16 protein-coding genes and 1 tRNA gene are annotated in these 17,437 nt (G+C 71.6%); 2 read left to right on the top strand and 15 right to left on the bottom strand.

The features are described from left to right. From ACH4D3_RS38285 to ACH4D3_RS38235, 11 genes are read right to left on the bottom strand one after another with little or no spacing between them, the layout of a single operon-like run. Positions 1-879 (bottom strand): TatD family hydrolase, encoded by an 879-nt coding sequence (locus ACH4D3_RS38285; protein WP_398332370.1) that lies wholly within the window; start codon positions 877-879, stop codon positions 1-3. After that, positions 876-1,622, bottom strand: coding sequence for an EboA domain-containing protein (locus tag ACH4D3_RS38280; RefSeq protein ID WP_398332368.1), 747 nt, complete (start codon positions 1,620-1,622; stop codon positions 876-878). Before ACH4D3_RS38280 ends, ACH4D3_RS38285 begins: the two co-directional genes overlap by 4 nt. After that, positions 1,619-2,491 carry a sugar phosphate isomerase/epimerase family protein gene (locus ACH4D3_RS38275; protein WP_398332366.1) on the bottom strand — a complete coding sequence of 291 codons (873 nt, stop codon included), beginning with the start codon at positions 2,489-2,491 and terminating at the stop codon, positions 1,619-1,621. The genes ACH4D3_RS38280 and ACH4D3_RS38275 overlap by 4 nt, the downstream gene beginning before the upstream one ends. Next, the gene (locus tag ACH4D3_RS38270; RefSeq protein ID WP_398332364.1) at positions 2,488-3,363 is read right to left on the bottom strand and encodes an SCO3242 family prenyltransferase; all 876 of its coding nucleotides are present in this window, start codon (positions 3,361-3,363) and stop codon (positions 2,488-2,490) included. Before ACH4D3_RS38270 ends, ACH4D3_RS38275 begins: the two co-directional genes overlap by 4 nt. Then, on the bottom strand, positions 3,360-4,526 hold the full coding sequence (locus ACH4D3_RS38265; RefSeq protein ID WP_398332362.1) for an inositol-3-phosphate synthase: 1,167 nt from the start codon (positions 4,524-4,526) through the stop codon (positions 3,360-3,362). Before ACH4D3_RS38265 ends, ACH4D3_RS38270 begins: the two co-directional genes overlap by 4 nt. A 49-nt stretch (positions 4,527-4,575) precedes the next feature. Beyond that, positions 4,576-5,373, bottom strand: coding sequence for a hypothetical protein (locus ACH4D3_RS38260; RefSeq protein ID WP_398332361.1), 798 nt, complete (start codon positions 5,371-5,373; stop codon positions 4,576-4,578). Between the two features lie 44 nt (positions 5,374-5,417). Beyond that, positions 5,418-6,650 carry an FAD-dependent monooxygenase gene (locus ACH4D3_RS38255; RefSeq protein WP_398332359.1) on the bottom strand — a complete coding sequence of 411 codons (1,233 nt, stop codon included), beginning with the start codon at positions 6,648-6,650 and terminating at the stop codon, positions 5,418-5,420. A gap of 43 nt (positions 6,651-6,693) precedes the next feature. Next, positions 6,694-7,686 carry a beta-ketoacyl-ACP synthase III gene (locus tag ACH4D3_RS38250; protein ID WP_398332357.1) on the bottom strand — a complete coding sequence of 331 codons (993 nt, stop codon included), beginning with the start codon at positions 7,684-7,686 and terminating at the stop codon, positions 6,694-6,696. Continuing rightward, a complete protein-coding gene (locus ACH4D3_RS38245; protein ID WP_398332356.1) occupies positions 7,683-9,410 on the bottom strand; it encodes an acyl-CoA dehydrogenase family protein in 1,728 nt (575 codons plus the stop codon). The genes ACH4D3_RS38250 and ACH4D3_RS38245 overlap by 4 nt, the downstream gene beginning before the upstream one ends. A 57-nt stretch (positions 9,411-9,467) precedes the next feature. Beyond that, the gene (locus ACH4D3_RS38240) at positions 9,468-10,688 is read right to left on the bottom strand and encodes a beta-ketoacyl-[acyl-carrier-protein] synthase family protein (RefSeq protein ID WP_398332355.1); all 1,221 of its coding nucleotides are present in this window, start codon (positions 10,686-10,688) and stop codon (positions 9,468-9,470) included. Continuing rightward, on the bottom strand, positions 10,685-10,930 hold the full coding sequence (locus tag ACH4D3_RS38235) for an acyl carrier protein (protein WP_398332353.1): 246 nt from the start codon (positions 10,928-10,930) through the stop codon (positions 10,685-10,687). The genes ACH4D3_RS38240 and ACH4D3_RS38235 overlap by 4 nt, the downstream gene beginning before the upstream one ends. A 406-nt stretch (positions 10,931-11,336) precedes the next feature. Here ACH4D3_RS38235 and ACH4D3_RS38230 point away from each other — a divergent pair. Continuing rightward, positions 11,337-11,409: transfer RNA gene (locus tag ACH4D3_RS38230), tRNA-Arg, on the top strand. 90 nt (positions 11,410-11,499) lie between these two features. On the opposite strand, the gene ACH4D3_RS38225 is transcribed toward ACH4D3_RS38230, so the two are convergent. The 4 genes from ACH4D3_RS38225 to ACH4D3_RS38210 form a co-directional block, all read right to left on the bottom strand. Next, a complete protein-coding gene (locus tag ACH4D3_RS38225; protein ID WP_398332351.1) occupies positions 11,500-12,336 on the bottom strand; it encodes a tyrosine-type recombinase/integrase in 837 nt (278 codons plus the stop codon). Positions 12,337-13,630: 1,294 nt separating this feature from the next. Then, positions 13,631-13,954, bottom strand: coding sequence for a helix-turn-helix domain-containing protein (locus ACH4D3_RS38220; RefSeq protein WP_398332350.1), 324 nt, complete (start codon positions 13,952-13,954; stop codon positions 13,631-13,633). Then, a complete protein-coding gene (locus tag ACH4D3_RS38215) occupies positions 13,954-14,322 on the bottom strand; it encodes a type II toxin-antitoxin system RelE/ParE family toxin (protein ID WP_398332348.1) in 369 nt (122 codons plus the stop codon). Before ACH4D3_RS38215 ends, ACH4D3_RS38220 begins: the two co-directional genes overlap by 1 nt. A 116-nt stretch (positions 14,323-14,438) precedes the next feature. After that, the gene (locus ACH4D3_RS38210; protein ID WP_398332346.1) at positions 14,439-14,972 is read right to left on the bottom strand and encodes a CbrC family protein; all 534 of its coding nucleotides are present in this window, start codon (positions 14,970-14,972) and stop codon (positions 14,439-14,441) included. Between the two features lie 384 nt (positions 14,973-15,356). On the opposite strand from ACH4D3_RS38210, the gene ACH4D3_RS38205 reads away from it, so the two are divergent. After that, positions 15,357-16,112 (top strand): GntR family transcriptional regulator, encoded by a 756-nt coding sequence (locus tag ACH4D3_RS38205; protein WP_398332344.1) that lies wholly within the window; start codon positions 15,357-15,359, stop codon positions 16,110-16,112. The last annotated feature ends 1,325 nt before the right edge of the window (positions 16,113-17,437 follow it).

Here is a 17,437-nt window from a genome sequence, read left to right as displayed (position 1 = left end):
TCACCTCTCCCCGCGGCGGATCGAGCTGCCCTCGAACTCCTCGCGGGCGCCGGGGGATTCGGCGCCCTCGCGGCCGTCGGGGCCGTCGAGTTCGAGGCGCCCGCTCTGCCCGAAGAAGGCGACCGGATTGCGCCACAGCACCTGGTCGACGTCGTCCTCGCCGAAGCCGGCGGCGCGCATGGCGTCGGCGGTGCTGCGGGTCTTCAGCGGGTCGCTGCGGCCCCAGTCGGCGGCGGAGTTGACGAGGATCCGCGCGGTGCCGTACTCGCGCAGCAGCGCGACCATGCGGTCCTCGCTCATCTTGGTGTCGGGGTAGATCGAGAAGCCCATCCAGCAGCCGCTGTCCGCGACGTCGCGCACGGTCACCTCGTTGAGGTGGTCGACGACGACCAGGCCCGGGTCGATGCCGGACTCGCGGACCACCTCCAGGGTGCGGCGGGTGCCGTTGGCCTTGTCGCGGTGCGGGGTGTGCACCAGGACGGGCAGGGCGTGCCGCACGGCGAGTTCCAGCTGCGCGGTGAACGCCTTGTCCTCCTGCGGCGTCATCGCGTCGTAGCCGACCTCGCCGACCGCCACCACCCGGTCCCGGACCAGGTAGTCGGGCAGGACGTCGAGCACCCCGGCCAGCCGGGGGTCGTTGGCCTCCTTGGGGTTCAGGGCGAGCGCGCAGTGGTGGCGGATGCCGAACTGCTCGGCCCGGTAGGGCTCCCAGCCGAGCAGCGCGTCGAAGTAGTCGGTGAACGAACTGACGCCGGTGCGCGGCTGGCCCAGCCAGAAGGCGGGTTCGACCAGCGCCCGGACCCCGGCGGCGGCCATCGCCTCGTAGTCGTCGGTGGTGCGGGACGTCATGTGGATGTGCGGGTCGAAGATGCGCGTCACGCCGTGGCCTCCGTGGATACGCGGTGGGTGTGCAGGTAGGCGGCGACGTCGGGCGGGACCGCCCGTCCCGCGGCGCGCCGCTCGGCGGCGAAGTCGGCCATCATCCGGTCCAGTTCCGCGTCGGCGCGCTCGTCCAGCGCGGTCACCAGGTCCAGCGGGACACCGACGAACACGCACTTGAGGACGGCCTGCCGGAAGGCGTGCGCACCGAGCCCGCGGGCGCCGTACGGGCCGACGGCGGCGGCGATCAGCCTCGGGTCGTTGCACCGCAGCGCGTCCTCGACCAGCGGCAGCCCCAGGTCACCGAGGTCGCCCACGGCCTCCAGCACCGCCAGCGACCGCAGGACGGCCCGCCGTTCGGGCCCGCCCCCGATCCGGTACAGCCGGGAGACGACGTCCGCCAGCGCGGCACCGCGCACCGGAAGCGCGGCGAGCAGCAGCACGCGTACGGCGTCGTCGACGCTCCACCCCGTGCCCAGCCCCGTGCCCGTACCCGTACCCGTACCCACGCCCGCGCCCGTGCCGGTACCCATGCCCGTGCCCGCCTCCGCGCCGACGTCGAGCGCGCCCCGACCGCACCGACGGGCGGCGGCCGCGAACTTCCCGTCGACCTCGCCCGCCTCGCGCCGCACCGCCGCGCACGCCTGCTCCAGCCAGGCGGCGGCGTCCGGGGCGAGCGCGCGGTCCAGGGCGCCGGAGAGGGCGCCCGGCAGGAACGGGGTCCCGTCGCCGCCGGGGATCACGCGGCCGCTCCCCGGGTCGCGGCGCGGGCGTCGGTCTCGGCCGCGCGCAGGAAGTCCAGGGACCGGCGGGCCACTTCGGGGGCGGCGTGGCTGTGGCGCGGCAGCTCCACCGAGACCAGGCCGCGGTAGCCGGTGGCGGCCAGCGCGGACAGCACGGGCGGGAAGTCGATCTCCCCACTGCCGAACTCCAGGTGCTCGTGGGTGCCCCGGCGCATGTCCTCGATCTGCACGTTGACCAGCCGGCCGGCGACCCGCCGTACGCAGTCGGCCACCGGCTGCGGCTCCAGGCAGCGGCAGTGCCCGACGTCCAGGGTCAGCCCGAGGGGGTGCGGGCCGCCGAGCCTGCGGCACAGTTCGTCGTAGGCGTCCAGGGTGTCCACGAACATGCCGGGCTCCGGTTCGAAGCCCAGTACGACCCCGGCCCGCGCGGCGGCCTCGACGACCGTGCCGCAGCCGGTCAGCAGCCGGTCCCAGACCACCTGCCGGGGCGTGTCGGCGGGGGCCGCGCCGCTCCAGAAGGACACGGCCTGCGCGCCGAGGTCGGCGGCGATCCGCACGGCCCGCAGCAGCAGGTCGACCCGGCGTTCGGCGCCCTCGGCGGACATCAGCACCGGCTGGTGCTTGCGCCAGGGGTCGAGCACGTACCGCCCGCCGGTCTCTACGACGACGGCCAGCCCGAGCCGGTCCAGCCGCGCCGCGAGCCGCCCCAGCCGGTGCGGCAGGTCGTCGGCGAACGGGTCGAGGTGCCGCGGGTCCAGGGTGAGTCCGACGCCCTCATAGCCCAGATCCGCGAGGACGGCCAGGGCGTCCTCCAGCGGGTGGTCGCCGAAGCCGTTCGTGCCGTACCCGAATCTCGTGCCGGCGCTCATGTGGGGGACACCTTTCTGCCGAGTCGTCGGGCCCACGGGAGGGCGCAGGCCAGCGCGGCGCCGGCGGCGCCGCGTCCGGCGGTCGCGGTCAGCGCCGCCTGGAGCGGGATCAGCGCGTGGATGCCGGCCGCCACCGCCCGCCGTACCTGCGGCGCGGCCGGACTCCGGGCGGCCGCGAGCTGCGCCGCCGCACCCCCGTACGCGTACACGGCCGTCAGGCCCGCGGCCAGGACCCGGTCCCGGGCCGGCCGGCCGCGGCCGCGCAGCAGTACGGCCGCCCCGACCGCCCCGCCGACGGCGAGCGACTGCCGGGGCACCGCGCGGGGCGCCCCGCTCACCTCGTACCGGCTCAGCCGGGTGACCATGCCGGTGTGCAGGGCGACGGTGGCCGCCGCGGGCAGCGCCCGGCGCAGTCCGCCGGGTCCCGCGCCGCCCAGGACGTTCAGCGCGCGGGCCGCGGCCATCGCGGCGGCACCGGCCGGAGTGGGCTTGAGCACGAGGTCGTACGCCCAGACGACACCGGCCAGGGGCAGCGCCGTGGCCAGGCCCCGGCGGCCGCGGGCCAGCGCCGCGAGGCCGAGCCCGGCCGCGGTGAGCCCGCAGCCGACCGCGCGGGCCGCGGCCGGGCTCACCGCCCCGGAGGGCACCGGGCGTTCGGGCCGCTCCACGGCGTCCAGGTCGCGGTCCGCGTAGTCGTTGAGCGCCATCCCCGCCCAGTACAGGCAGACCGAGGACGCCGTCATGCCGAGCAGCTCGGGGCCGAGCGGCCGCCGGGCGGCCGCCGCGCCGGCCAGGACGTCCCCGGGCACCGACAGCGCGGCCGGGGCCCGGACCAGGCGGGCCAGGTCGTGCGCCCGCGGCAGCGCACTCACGCGGGCGCCCCCACCGAGCGCGCCCAGCCGACCAGGCTCGCGTACTGCGCGGCCAGGTCGTGCTCGGCGGAGCCCACCGGGTCCTTGAAGAAGAAGCCCAGCTCCGGCACCGGCCCGGCGACGCCCCCGCGGTGCGCGAGGGCCATGAACCGGGCCAGGTCCAGCACGAGCGGCGCGGCCAGCGAGGAGTCGCAGCCCTGCCAGGTGAACTGCAGGGTCATCCGGGCCCCGAGGAAACCCTCGAACGTCACGTGGTCCCAGGCGGTCTTCCACTCTCCGAGGTCGGGAACGTGGTGGATGTGCACGCCGCCCTCGACGCCGTGGCCCAGTTCCGCCTCCAGCACCAGCCCCTTGGAGGCGTTCTTGCTGACCACCCGCTCCGGGTCGGCGAGGGTGGCCCCGTCGCCGCCGCCCAGCAGATTGGTGCCGGACCAGGAGCGCACCCGCAGCGCCCGGCGGGCGAACATCGGCGCGAGTACCGACTTGACCAGGGTCTCGCCGGTCTTGCCGTCGCTGCCGGCGTAGGGCAGGCCCTGTTCCCGGGCGAGTTCGTCCAGTGCGGGCAGGCGCGCCCCCGTCGACGGGGTGAAGTCGACGAAGGCGCACCCGGCCCGCAGCGCGGCGTAGGCGTACAGGGAGCTGACGGGCAGCGGCCGTTCGCCCCGCGCCAGCGCCTCGCGCAGCGCGGCCGCCGAGGCGTGCGCCGGCTGCGGCACGGCGGGCGGCTGGGTGGAGGAGACGTTCACGACGACGACCCGGTCCAGGCCGAGGCGCTCGCGGAATCCGGTGAGGTCGGCGACGATCGCCTCGGCGGCCGACGCCTGGTCCGGGGTGCCCGCGCCGCCCTCCTCCGTGCCCGGCGGCGCGGGCCTGATCTCGGCGTCGGCCGCGTCGAGTTCCGCGGTCAGCACACCCGGCAGGCCGCGGGGCACGACGCCCGCCTCGGCGAGCTGCTCGGCCCGTTTGACCAGGCCGGTGCCGACGACGTCGTGGCCGCCGAAGACCAGTTCGTCGAAGCCTGGCAGCGGCACGCCGTCGAAGGCTTCCAGCGTGCTCACACAGCCGGTGGCCGGCACCAGCCCGGCGCGCAGCGCGGCGGCACCGACGACGGTCGTGGTGGCCACCGAGCCGCGGGCACCCACCAGCCAGATTCCGGTACGCATGATGTCTCCTCCTGTCCTTCGCGTTGTCCTCGCCGCGGCGCCGGGTCCGTCAGCTCATGCCTTCGGGCAGCGGGTAGGACAGGAAGTCGCGGTCGAGCCGGTGCACGCTGCGCGGCAGCCACTTGGCGGCCTCCCGGGCCACGACCCGGCGCGGCAGCGGCTCCTTGACCTCGAACTGGGAGGGCTTGGCGATGGTCTGGATCGCCCATGCCATGGCGTTGACCGGGGCCATCCGCTCCCAGCGGTGCCGGCTGATGTCCAGCAGCATCATCGCCCGCATGAAGATGAACCAGATGTGGTAGCCGGGCGGCGGGTTGCCGTTCATGGTGTGCACCGGGCGCTCGCGGCGGGGGTCGTTGAGCACGCCCTGGGCGAAGTCCGCGAAGGCGCCGACGATGCCGTGGCCGTTCGGCCGGTAGTAGGTGTCGAAGACGCCGAGCTGGGCCTTGGAGAGCACCCGGAGCGGACCCTTGACGGGGGTGACGTACTCGATGAAGTTGTTCGGGTAGTCGCTGGTGGCGGCCATGGCCATCCAGGCGTCGAAGATGGCCCGCTCCCAGCCGTCGCCGAGCGCGGTCTCGATGTCGGTGAACGCCTGCTCCAGCTCCGGGCCCACGTTGTAGAGCGTGGTCTCGTCGAACATGTACCAGAGTTCGTTGGCGCGGCGGTCGCCGAGCATGCCGGGTACGTCGGGGAAGTCGTCGTGGCCGCGGTGCGGGGTGACGGGGCGCTCGGCGGCACCGGCCGGAGCGGCGCCGAGCAGGCCGCCGCCTGCACCGAGACCGACGGCCGCGGCGCCGCCGAGGGCGGTGGTCATCAGGCGCCGCCGGTCGAGGTGGTTCGACATGGGTTCTCCTTGGTTCTCTCGCGCGGGCAGGGTCGGGTGTGCGTTCAGGTCGTCGCCGGAAGCGGCGGCAGCGGTGGGAGGTGGGCCTCGGCGTCGTGGCGCTGGATCCAGGACACGTCCTCGACGAGGGACGACATCGTGCCCGTGGACTCGGCCCCGTCCTCGTCGGGCCGCAGCCGCTGGGAGCCGCCGCCCCGCGAACCGAGCTGGACCTGGGTGGTGTGCGGCCTGCGGACGCCTTCGTAGGCGTCCAGCGCGGCGGCGATCGCCCGCCGGGTGGCGGGAGCGGAGGGGGCTGCGGGGCCGGTGCCCGTCGGGGCGTCCAGGCAGTGGGCGAGGACCGCCGCGTCCTCGACGGCCTGGCTGACGCCCTGGCCGTGGTGGGGCAGCATCGGGTGGGCCGCGTCGCCGAGCAGGGTGACGGCGCCCTCGCTCCAGCGGGCCAGCGGCTCACGGTCGTACAGCGCCCAGCGCCGGGACTCGCGCACCGCGGCCACCAGGGACTTGACGTCGGTGTTCCAGCCGTCGAAGCGGGCGGCCAGGTCGTCCAGGTCGCCGGGGGCGCTCCAGGACTCCAGGCGCCACCGCGGGTCGGGCACGACGGCGACGAAGGTGAGGAACCGCCCGCCGCGCACCGGGTAGACCAGCATGCGGGCGTCCGGTCCCGCCCACACCAGGAGCGTGTCACCGGGCAGGCCGGGGACCTGGTCGCGGGCGACGACGCCGCGGAAGGCGCTCTGGCCGGAGAAGACGGCGGTGTCGGGCCCGGCGAGCGTGCGGCGCACCACGGAGTGCGCCCCGTCCGCGCCGATCAGGACGTCCGCGCCGGCGGTGGAGCCGTCGGCGAACTCCAGCCGGACCCCGCCCTCGGTCTCGGTGAACCGTTCGAGCCGGCGCCCGGCCCGCACCGTGCCGCCGGGCAGCGACTCGGCGAGCATGGTGTGCAGGTCGGCCCGGTGGATCGTGTAGTAGGGCGCCCCGAACTCGGCGAGCCACTCCTCGCCCATCGGCTGCCGCACCAGGGTGCCCCCGTGCGACCAGTCCCGCACCTCCATGCCCGCGGGCCGTACGCCGAGGGCGCGCAGCCGCTCGCCGAGGCCCCAGCGTTCCAGGAGGCGGCTGCCGTTGGGGCCCAGGTGCATGCCCACGCCCGCTTCCCTGAGTACCGGCGCCTGCTCGTAGACGCGTACCTCGTGGCCCTTCCGGGTCAGGGCGAGGGCGGCGGCGAGTCCGCCGATGCCCCCGCCGACGACCGCGATCCGCAGCTTCGGCACCACGTTGTCCCTTCCTCTCGTGCGGCCGGTTCGTCGCTCGGTCCGGTCAGCTCCGCCGGTCCTGGACGGGTTCCGCGCCCGACCAGACGACGGCGGCGGAGCCCCAGGTCAGCCCGCCGCCGAAGGCGGTCAGGAGCAGCCGGTCCCCGGAGCCGATACGTCCCCGCGCGGCCGCGTCGGCGAGCGCGAGGGGGATGGAGGCGGCGGCGGTGTTGGCCACGTCCGCGATGTTCGACACCACCCGTTCCCGGGGCAGGCGCAGCCGCTTCGCCACCGAGGTGAGGATGCGGAGGTTCGCCTGGTGCCCGACGAAGGCGTCCACGTCCGCCAGGTCCCAGCCCGCGTGGGCGGCGGCGGAGCGCGCCGACTCCGTCATGGTGGTCACGGCACGGGCGTAGACGTCGCTGCCGCGCATGGTGAGGTACGCGCCGTCCGGCGGGATGGTGATCAGCTCGTCGCCGGTGCCGTCGCTGCCGAGTTCGGTGTGCAGCACGGCGCCCGGGTCGCCGGTGCTGCCGCGCTCCAGGAGCACGGCGCCCGCGCCGTCGCCGAACACGACGGCGGTGCCGCGGTCGTCGGGGTCGACGATCGAGGAGTAGACGTCCGCGCCGATGACCAGGGCCCGGTCGCAGGTGCCCGCGGTGATCATCGCGTCGGCCACGGACAGCCCGTACACGAAGCCGGAGCACACGGCGGACAGGTCGAACGCGGCGGCGGCCCGCAGCCCGAGCCGGGACGCCACCCGGGGCGCGGTGGCGGGGCAGCGCCGGTCCGGTGTGGTGGTGGCGAGGAGGACGAGGTCGCAGTCGTCGCGTCCGGCGGACTTCAGCGCGGCGGCCCCGGCGGTGACGGCGAGGTCCCCCGTGGTGGTCCCGGGGGACACCCGGTGCCGGCGCTCGATGCCGGTACGGCTGTGGATCCAGGCGTGGTCGGTGTCCAGGTGCCGCGACACCTCGTCGTTGTCGACCACGGTCTCCGGCAGACAGGTGCCCAGCCCGGTGACGACGGACCCGGCCCGGCCGTCCCCCGCCGCGCTCACGGGCGTACTCCGGCCTGCACGGCGCCGGGGGCCGGGACGGTGCCGGCGTGGGCCGCGGCGGCGTGCCGGTCCGCGAAGTCCGGGTGGGCGATCGGGGCGCTGATCAGGCCCTCGGGCACGGCCAGTTCGCGTAGCAGCGCGTCGGCGTCGAGGGCGGCGCCCGCCGCCTCGTGCCGGGCCGCCTCGAACCCCAGGAGGGCGTCCTGGCCGAGGATCCCGGCCCGCAGGGCGGCCAGCGCGTGTTCCAGGACGCAGACCGCCGCGTACTGCGCGAGCAGCCGCTCGGACAGCGGGGTCGATGCCTGCCGGGCCCAGTGGCCGATCGCCAGCGTCTGGTGGACGGCGCGGCTCCACTGCGCACTGGCCTCACCGGCGCCGTCCCGCTTCACCCGGTCGAGCAGGACGGCGCACACGGCCCGCAGCACCCGGACGGCGTCCAGCCGTTCGGCCCCGGCGACCGCCTCGTCCAGCACCCGGTCGAAGTCCTCGCGGTGGCGCAGGGCGAACCGGGTCGCCTGGTAGCCGAGGACGGTGTTGTCACCGCCGAAGGTGACGGCGATCTCGTAGTCGTGCAGCAGCGGCGCGATCTGGTTGGCGTCGTGGTAGCCGAGCCCGCCGCACAGCTCCCGGGTCTCGGCCAGCGTGTGCCGGGCGTCGCCGGTGCAGCCGGACTTGCCGCAGGAGATCAGGGCGTGCAGCACCTGGTCCCGGGCCGGTGCTCCCTCGGCGCTGCGGGCCACCGCCACCTCGGACAGCGCCGCCATGGCGTGCCGGGCGGCCAGCGAGCGCCCCACGGCCGCCGACAGCCGCATGCGGTAGTGCTCGTGGCCGAGCAGCGGCCTGCCGAAGGTCTCCTTGACGGCCGCGAACCGCGTGGTGATCGCGCAGGCGAGCAGTTGCGCGTACGCCGCTCCCACCGACGGGAAGAGCCGCTCGTGGGTGAAGGTGGCCAGGCACTCCTCGAACCGCCGGTGGCGCGGCAGCGGGGACCGGTAGGTGCCCTCCTCGTCGATCGACGCCCAGCGGTTCATCAGCGCGGACAGCGGCAGCCGGTGGTCCGTGAAGGTCAGTACGCCGGTCTGGTTGGCAGTGACGCCGCCCTTCGGCTCGGCCCGGCCGATGCGCACGCCGGGCAGTACGGCCCCGTCCTCGCGCAGCGGTACCCGCAGCCAGTGGTGGCCCTCGTCGCGCCCGCCGACCTCCAGCCGGGCCAGCACCATGGCCACGTCGCCGGTGTGCAGGCTGTTGCCGGTCCACACCTTGCTGTCGGCGGGCCGGGGCGTGTTCAGCACCAGGCTCCGGTCGTGCGGGTCGTAGACCGCGGTGGTCCGCACCCGCTTCAGGTCCGAACCGGCGAGCAGTTCGGAACCGGCGAAGCAGTACATCCGCTCCATCGCGTCGATCTCCCCCGCCCAGGCGTCCAGTTGCTCCGGACCGCCGTGGCTGAGCAGCGCGTCGCCCGCGATCTGGTGCGAGACAAGGACGTTGAGCAGGGACAGGTCGTACGCGCCGATCCAGCCCATGGTGCGCAGGAACTCCGGGAAGCGGGCGCCGTCGCCCCGGCCCAGCCAGAGCGAGTTCGCCGCGAAACCGGCGCCGTTGAGGAGCCGCGCCCGGCGCAGCGTCAGCAGGCTGTAGTCGAGGACGCTCAGGTCGTCCGGTCGGATGGTGGCGAACTCGGGCCCGGAGAGGACACGGGCCAACTCTTCTTCGCGTTGCGTCATGGACTCTCCAGGAAGGGAAGCTCGGATCCGTGGACGCCGTGGACGCCGTGGCGTCGTTCAGCCGGCGTCCAGCACCAGCGCGCAGTTGCTGCCGCCGAACCCGAAGGAGGTGCTCACGGCGACGTTCCCGTCGTGCCGACGCACCCCGCCGAGAACCAGGTCGAGCTCGGGCAGGCCGGGGTCGGCCCGCTCGGTGTGCGCGATCGGCGGCAGCACGCCGGTGCGCAGGCTGCGCAGGGTCAGTACGGCCTCGATGGCGCCCGCCGCGCCGAGCGTGTGGCCCAGCAGGCCCTTGTTCGCGGTGACGGACGGGCCGTGCGGGAAGAGGCGGGCGATGAGCCGCGCCTCCGTCAGGTCGTTCTGCGGGGTCGAGGTGCCGTGCGCGTTGACGGTGGTCACGTCCCGCACCGACATGCGCGCCGCCGCCAGCGCCTGCTCGACGGCGGCCGCGGCGCCCGCACCGTCCGGACGGGGGGCCGTCGGGTGATGGGCGTCGGAGGTGTCGGCATGGCCGAGCAGCCGCCCCAGCACCTCCGCGCCCCGCGCCCGCGCCTTGGCCGGCTTCTCCATGACGACGGCGGCGGCACCCTCGGAGATCACGAATCCGTCGCGCTCGGCGCCGAACGGCCGCGACGCGTCGGTCGCCTTCTGCTCGGACAGCGCGCCCATCCGGGCGAACCCGGAGACGACGAGGGGGGTGACGGCCGCGTCCGTGCCGCAGACGACGACCGTGTCGCAGACACCGGCGTCCAGCAGCGTCTTGCCGAGCCCGAGCGCCGAGGCCCCCGAGGCGCAGGCGGCGGCCACGGTGTGACCGGGCCCGGTGATCCCGTACCGGGCGCCGATGGTCCCGGCCGCCATGTTGATCAGCGCCCGGGGGTGCAGGTACGGCGACACCATGGCCGCCCCCTGCCGCTCCAGCCGCCGGTGCTGCTCGTCGTGCGTGGTCACACCCCCGAAGGCGCTGCCCACGACGACCCCGACCCGGCTGCCGTCCCAGCCGTCCGGGTCGAGCCCCGACTGCGCCAGCGCCTCCGCCACCGCCACCAGCGCGAACCGGATGAACGGATCGGTACGGGCGGTCCCGCGCCCGGTCAGCTGCCCCGGCCGCAGCTCGGGCACCCGCAGGCTGTGCCACGCCCCGGTACCGGCCAGCGGCTCGGGGTCACCGCCCTCCAGGGACCGGGCGGCGCACATCGCCTCCCAGGTCGAGTCGGCGTCGGTACCGGCCGGCGTCACCAGCCCGACACCGGTGATGGCGGCGGGCCCCTCGGTCACGCCGCTTCCAGACCCGAGCCGGCCAGCAGGACCACTTCCCCGACGGTGAGATCCGCGATCCGCGTCTCCTCACCGCCGAGGTCCACGCCGGTCTCCTCCTTGATCCGCACGATCAGCTCGGCCACGGCCAGCGAGTCCAGGTCCAGGTTCCGCAGTGAGGCACCGTCCGTGATCTCCGCGGGGTCCACTTCCAGATCCTCGGCCAGGATCCCGTGCACAACCGACTTGGGGTCCGTACTCATCGCGTTCACCTCTGGGGCTCAGGGTTGATTCGACACCTCGAAACGAGATCGGGCTCCACTGTGCTGGCGACGGATATGCGGGACCTATCGCGCCGTTATCGGGGAGCAGAGCGGCTGAAGCGAAAGACGGTCGACCACTCTCCGGCCACCCACGGGAGCTGTCGCCGCACCGCTACCGCCCCTCACCGCCCGGCGTGCGGGTCCACGATGTCCCGGACGACTTGGTCGGCGCGGCGCACCGACGTGGCCCGACCGGGTCAGCCGCGCTACGAGGATGCGCTGGTGGATCGGGTGGAGCGGGCTCCCGACAAGGCCACGCCCCTCCGTGTTCGACGCCCCCGCCCCTCACCCACCGCACCCCGGCGACCGCCAGGGCCCACCCGCTACACTGTCGCCAGTCACCTTTGCCTCCGTAGCTCAGGGGATAGAGCACCGCTCTCCTAAAGCGGGTGTCGCAGGTTCGAATCCTGCCGGGGGCACAGCACTAAGGGCCAGTTCAGGGGCTTGATCCCCTCGAACTGGCCCTTTGCCGTGATCGCGGCCGTGCCACGCACATGCCACAAGGTCCGCTAGGAGTCCCCCTCACCCCGTTCCTTGCGGATCATCGAACCAAGCCGATCGGCGATCTCACGGTCACGGCCGTTGACCATGTGCTGATAGATCAGGGCCGCACGGGGCGTGTTGTGGCCCATCCTGGTCATCAGCTCACGCAGGCTCGCACCGGACGCGGCGAGGGTGTTCCCGGTGTGCCGAAGATCGTGGAAGTGCACGTCTGCGGTGACGCCCGCCTTCTTCCGCGCGTTGATCCAGTCGTCGCGGAAGTTGCTCCGGCGGAGTCGGCCGCCCTGGGGGCCGAGGAAGACATGCCCGTCACGGCCGGCCCCGGCGTAGTTGTCGAGGTGGCGCTTCACGTCCGGCAGGAGTTCGGTAGGGAAGGCCACGGGGCGAACGCCGGCGTTGGACTTGGGCGCCTTGTCGAAAAGCGCACCAGTCTGCATCTCGGCTTGCGAGCGCTGGACCATGAGCGCGGCGCTATCGGTGTCGACGTCCCGCCGGCGGAGCGAGGCCAGCTCTCCGAACCGAAGTCCGGCGAAGGCAGCAAGGAGGACAAGCAGCCGGTAGCGCGGTGCGATCGAGTCGGCCACGGCGTACACCTCGGATACGGCGAGAACGGGCCGTTCCGGCACGTCGTAGCGGTCGGCTCCCTTGATCCGGCACGGGTTGCGACGGATCAGTTCATCGTCAACAGCCGTGTTCAGGACCGCGCGCAAGATCTGGTAGGCCTTGACCACGGTCGGCTCACCGGTCCGCTCCAAACACTTCGTGCGCCAGGCCCGGACCTGTGCCGTCGTGATCGACGACAGCGGTCGCTCACCGAAGGTAGGCAGGAGATGCAGCCGGATCACCGACTCGTGCCGTCCACCGTCGACCCAGGCAAAGCCGAGCAGACGCGGCCCAGGGCGTCCAGGTCGTTCGTACAGTGGCGCGCTCCACCTGGACGCCCTGAACCACGCCCGCTCCACGGTGTGTGGGTCGACGGCGGACGGGATGGGAGCTGGGGTGAGTGGTGGGTGAGGCAGTTCGGTAGCGCTGGTTTGATCAAATACCCAACAACAGCTTCGTTCACCGGGCAGGCTGATGGTCATGGACGCAGGACTCGCTGCCGTACTAGGAGCAACTGTCGGGGCGTTAGGTACTGGGGGCGCTGGCATCATTGCAGCTCTATTGGCCCGCTCTCAGGCGCGTTCCGGGCTGAGCGCTGAGTATGCGCGCTTCATCAGGGAACCGAGGAAGGCGGCCTACACTGGGTACGCCGAAGGAGTTCACCGAGAGTATTTGCAGCTGAAAGATGCCAAGATTGCTCTTGAGTTGGCAAGTGAGAGCGGTCGACCCGAAGACGAACGCACGCAACATCTAGCCACCGCTCAAACGAACTACACGTCCGTGCAAAGCGGCTGGGTCGATCTTGAGCATCGATATGCTCAAGTATCCGTCGAAGGCCCTGACAGCATTACTAGGGCGGCTGTGCACATCGAAGAGGCGTTGGGTCGCTATGAAAGCACTGTGCTTGAATGCCTCAGCGAACTTCGACAGGATTTGAGTCGTACGCCGTCGGGCCTGGAGCAGCTTTCTGACTGCCAAACTGCAACATACTCAGCCTACCTGGCATACCTCAAACTCGCCTCGCGGATACTAGGCGCCGACGGCATACGACGGCTTCCCGAGTAACACCGCGAGGGGATGTCAATGGCTATGTTTCGAAGCGTCAGCGGTCGGGGGTACAGCAGTGAAGTTCAGCAACCCCACCAATCCGCCCCGACCGTCTGTGTACTCCTGCAGCCATCGCGAGGCCGGTAAGACCGTCGCGGACCGATCCACTTAGAGCTACGGATCAGAAGGTGTACTCTGCCGAGTGGTGAGGTCGTCCGCACGGTAAAGGCCGCGACCCGGGGTGCGACAAGGGTCGGCTGCCTCACCACTACCGCAGGACCGTGCCACTCTCCTGCCAGAACGTGCGGGGAACCACGAGGAGTCAGCGGAAACGGCGGGGAACACGCCGGATCTTGCCGCACTGCGGATACATGCAGGCCACAGCGACAGTCGCCCAACCTCGCTCCTAAAGCGGGTGTCGCAGGTTCGAATCCTGCCGGGGGCACCGGAAAGGGCACCTACAGTCATTCGTAGGTGCCCTTCGTCGGTTCAGGCGGCGTGCGGGGTGAAGGTGACGTGCGAGTCGCCTTCGTCAATGGTCAGGTTCAGTGTGCCGTCCAAGGCCTTGGCCAGGCGCCGCAGCAGCGGGAGCGTCGGCACAGTGTCGCCCCCCTCCATCCGGGAGACCTGGGGCTGGGTCATCCCGGCCCGCTCTGCCAGCTCCGTCTGGGACAGCCCCAGCTCGATCCGCCGGTCGTACACCGCCTGCCCGAGGTCGCCGGCCAAGCGGGCGTCGACGTACTCTTGGTCGTACTCCACCGCCTCGCCCTCGAGTCGACGCGTCCGACGCGTCCTCCATGTGCTGTGGTTCATCAGCTCTCCTTGCGCCGCTCGTAGATGTGCTGGGCGTGGCCGTGTTCGGCCTCGCAGACCTTCTGAGCCTGGTGCGCGCGCTCAACTTCTGCTGCCTCGCGCATTCTCGTCTTCCGGAAGACCGTCAGCAGCACGATCCGTTGTCGGGGCGCGAGCCAGTACGGGATGCGTACCGCCTCGCCGTCCAACTCGAAGCGGAGCTCTCGCACCTTGCCGCCCAGGTGGCGCGAGTACGGCTCTCCGAGGGTCGTCGGCTCGTCCAGCAGTCGGTCCGTCTTGTCCTCGACCCGCCGGTACAGGCGGAACGGAAGCAGCTCCAGCCAATCCCGCACTTCGGGCTCGATCTCGACCTGCCATCGCTCCGTCATGCAATCAACGGTATATACCTCGAAATGCATGACGCAAGCCGCCGCAGACCAGGGTGCCGCACGCCTCGAGCTCGTGCAGCCACTGGTCCAGCCGGCACGGGTACGGCAGACGATCTTCAGGATGCGTCGGTGTAGGCGAGGTGGGCGCCGCAGACGGTGCACCGGAAGAGCATGGCGGTCATCCCCCCGCCCAGGCGGGTCAAGAGGCGCTCAAGCCGGCTTTCGTCGTGGTGGCCGTCGATGCGCAGGTCGGCTCGCAGCTGGTCGAGGGCTTCGGGGTGCTCCGCCAACTCGGTGTACCCGACTTCGCCCACGAAGGCACCCGCGTCGTGACAGTGGACGAGCCAGTGCGGATCCTGCCAAGCGTGGAAGCCCGGTGTGCGGCGGGTGACCTCGCGCAGTACGTCGTCGCTCACGCCGTCGAGACCGTAGGATTCGGTGAATTCACCCGCGAAGCGTTCGGCCGCGCTCCCGTCTGCGATGCACCAGGGGCAGAAGCGTCCGCTGACCTCTTGCGCGGAGTAGAAGGTTGCCGTGTAGATCCAGCCCGTGCTGCGGCCGCAGCAGGCACACGACTCGGCGGACGCGCGGATGGACCCGCTTGCCAGGGGATCCGGGTGATACCGGAAGAAGGGCAGGTCGGCGCTCATCGCAGCATCTTGATCTGCGCGTCGGTGGCCATGCCTACTGATCCCATGGAGGGCAGTCTGTCCGCAAGGAAGTTTGCGATCAAGTGGCGTCATCGAACTGCTGCTGGCCCGCCAGAAGGCCAGCCCCAGACCAATGACGGTCCAGGGCCCCCTTCCAGGACCTCCCGCCATGACTCCGCGGAGAGCGATTCCGGCACCTCCGCCTCGACCGACGTGCACCGGTCGTGCTCTTCCACGCGTGTGGTGAGCCCGACCGCCGATAACCGAGCGGCGATGGCCTCCGCGCTCACTCGCGAAGCGGGCACAGGAAAGCCTCCGTCACTCGGCGATCACTTTGAGTGAAGCTAGTTAACTAGATTAGAGCTAGTGGACTAGATTTTCCATATGCCTGAGCAGCCGCCCTATCTCCGCATCGCCGACGAGCTACGGCAGCGGATCGCGGAGCACGTGTGGGAACCGGGGGACCGGCTTCCCTCCCGCGCGCAGATCGGCCAGGAGTGCGGCGTAGGCGAGAACGTCGTCCGCAGGGCGCAAGAGCTGCTGATCTCCCAAGGCGTGCTGGAGGGCCGAGCCGGTTCGGGCACCTACGTCGCCCAGCCCCGGCAACGCGTGCGCGTCGTGCGCTCATCAGCGCGCGAGCAACCCGAAGGGTCGCCGTTCCGGGCGGACATGAAGGCCGTCGGCAGGCAGGGCGACTGGGAGAGCAGGACCGACGCCAAGGTGCCGGCCCCGGCGGAGATCGCCGCCCGGCTCGGCATCGCCGAGGGCGAGTTGTGTGTCCGAACCGCGTACGAGTTCCTGGCCGACGGCAGGCCCGTGCAGCTCTCGACCAGTTGGGAGCCGTACGACCTCACCGCCGGCACTCTCGTCGTCCTCCCCGAAGGAGGACCGCACGCCGGTGCAGGCGTCGTGAACCGGATGGCCGCCATCGGGATCACCGTCAGCCATGCCGTGGAGCAGCCGGAGCCCAGGCAGGCGACCGCCGAGGAGGCGTCGCTACTCGGCATCCAGAAAGCCGGACTCGTCACCCACATCCGGCGGACGTACTACAGCGACGACGGTCGGCCCGTGGAAACAGCGGACATCGTGGTCCCCGCGGCTCACTGCGAGATCGTCTACGAGATCCCGATCAGCCGATAGGGGCCCCTGGCATACCCCTGCTCGTTGCGCCTCATTCACACCTCACTGACTGCCGAGCATGGTTAGGATGCCAACGGAGCTGCGCTCAGCTCGGCACTGCCGAGTCTCGCGCTGTCCCTCTCCGCAGCCGTCATCTGCAAGGTCCTGGCATCGAAGTTGAACGACGACGACCAAGACTCGAAGGCGAACGACGAGGAGAACCGTATGGCTGGTGCATCGAAGTTGAGCAGCATGAAGCAGTGGTCCAGCACCATTTGTGACGTACTGGGAGACCTTGCAGTCGGCTTCGCGGGTGGGGCAGTGTCGAGCTGATCGCAGCTCTTTGCGCATAAGAGGGGGCTCCGTGGGAGCAGACGAGACGGCGATCCGCGACCTGGCCCGGCTCGCCGGCTTCGTGCACTGGGTACGAGATTGGCCCGAGAAGCCATCGTGGCGCGACCGCCTCCGCCGATGGGTTAACCCCGAGTCGTACGACTACAAGTCATCCATAGCACCGCCACCCAGACCCTGGGTCGACAGACCGGCTGGACACTACGAACGGCAAGGCTGGCGGATACGCGCAGCCTACTTCGGTACCGAACTGGCCTTCGAGGTCGAGTACGTGGTCTGCAAGGCTTGCGACATGGGCTGGGTGGAATCCCCTTACGCCTATGAAGGGTTCAAGCGCTGCGGCCTCGCCTCAGCAGCCCTTTGCGCTCTTCGCGACGCCTACCCGGGCCCTGAGTGGCATACAGGCGGCGGGCATTTCCGGGACGCAGAGCCCTTCTGGGGTGCAGTCAGTGCAGGCGTCCAGGGTGGATATACCCAGAGAGCTAGATGTCACCATGTCGAACCGTGGCGAGCGCGGCAAGGCACGTAATAGGCGGAGAGGCCTCATCCTGTCCCGAGTGCAGCCAACCTCTGAGGTCGCTCGGGCTGATCCTCGCCGAGCGGGAAGACGACGGGCGGCGGACTTGCCGGGCAGTGTGGCGGTGCTCGCCGTATCGCCGAGGCGGCGCGAGAACGCTGCGCAACGACTCGACACACTCATAGGCGCACAACGGGACGCGTGACTCGACGTATACGGACACACGGTTTTGGCCGCGTGATGCAACGAAATCCGTCACCTGACCAATCGCAGCACGATTAGTAGAGGAGTTCGCCGTCACGGTATCCAGCAGCAGAAGTGCCAGGCAGACACACTGTCGCATGGGGTGCGTTGTTGCGGCCGTCTGGCAGACCCCGAATGTGTGCCGACGGCTGCGCCTTGTTTCAGCCCTTGGAGACAGCCTTTGAGCCAGGCCGTTCCATGCTGCGCGTCAACCCCCTCCCACCTGGCGAGACTA

This window comes from Streptomyces sp. NPDC018026 (genome assembly GCF_044327745.1).
GTDB classification, from domain to species: domain Bacteria; phylum Actinomycetota; class Actinomycetes; order Streptomycetales; family Streptomycetaceae; genus Streptomyces; species Streptomyces rubrogriseus.
The sequence above is the reverse complement of the archived record's forward strand: the minus strand, read 5'-3'. Positions and strand labels throughout refer to the sequence as shown.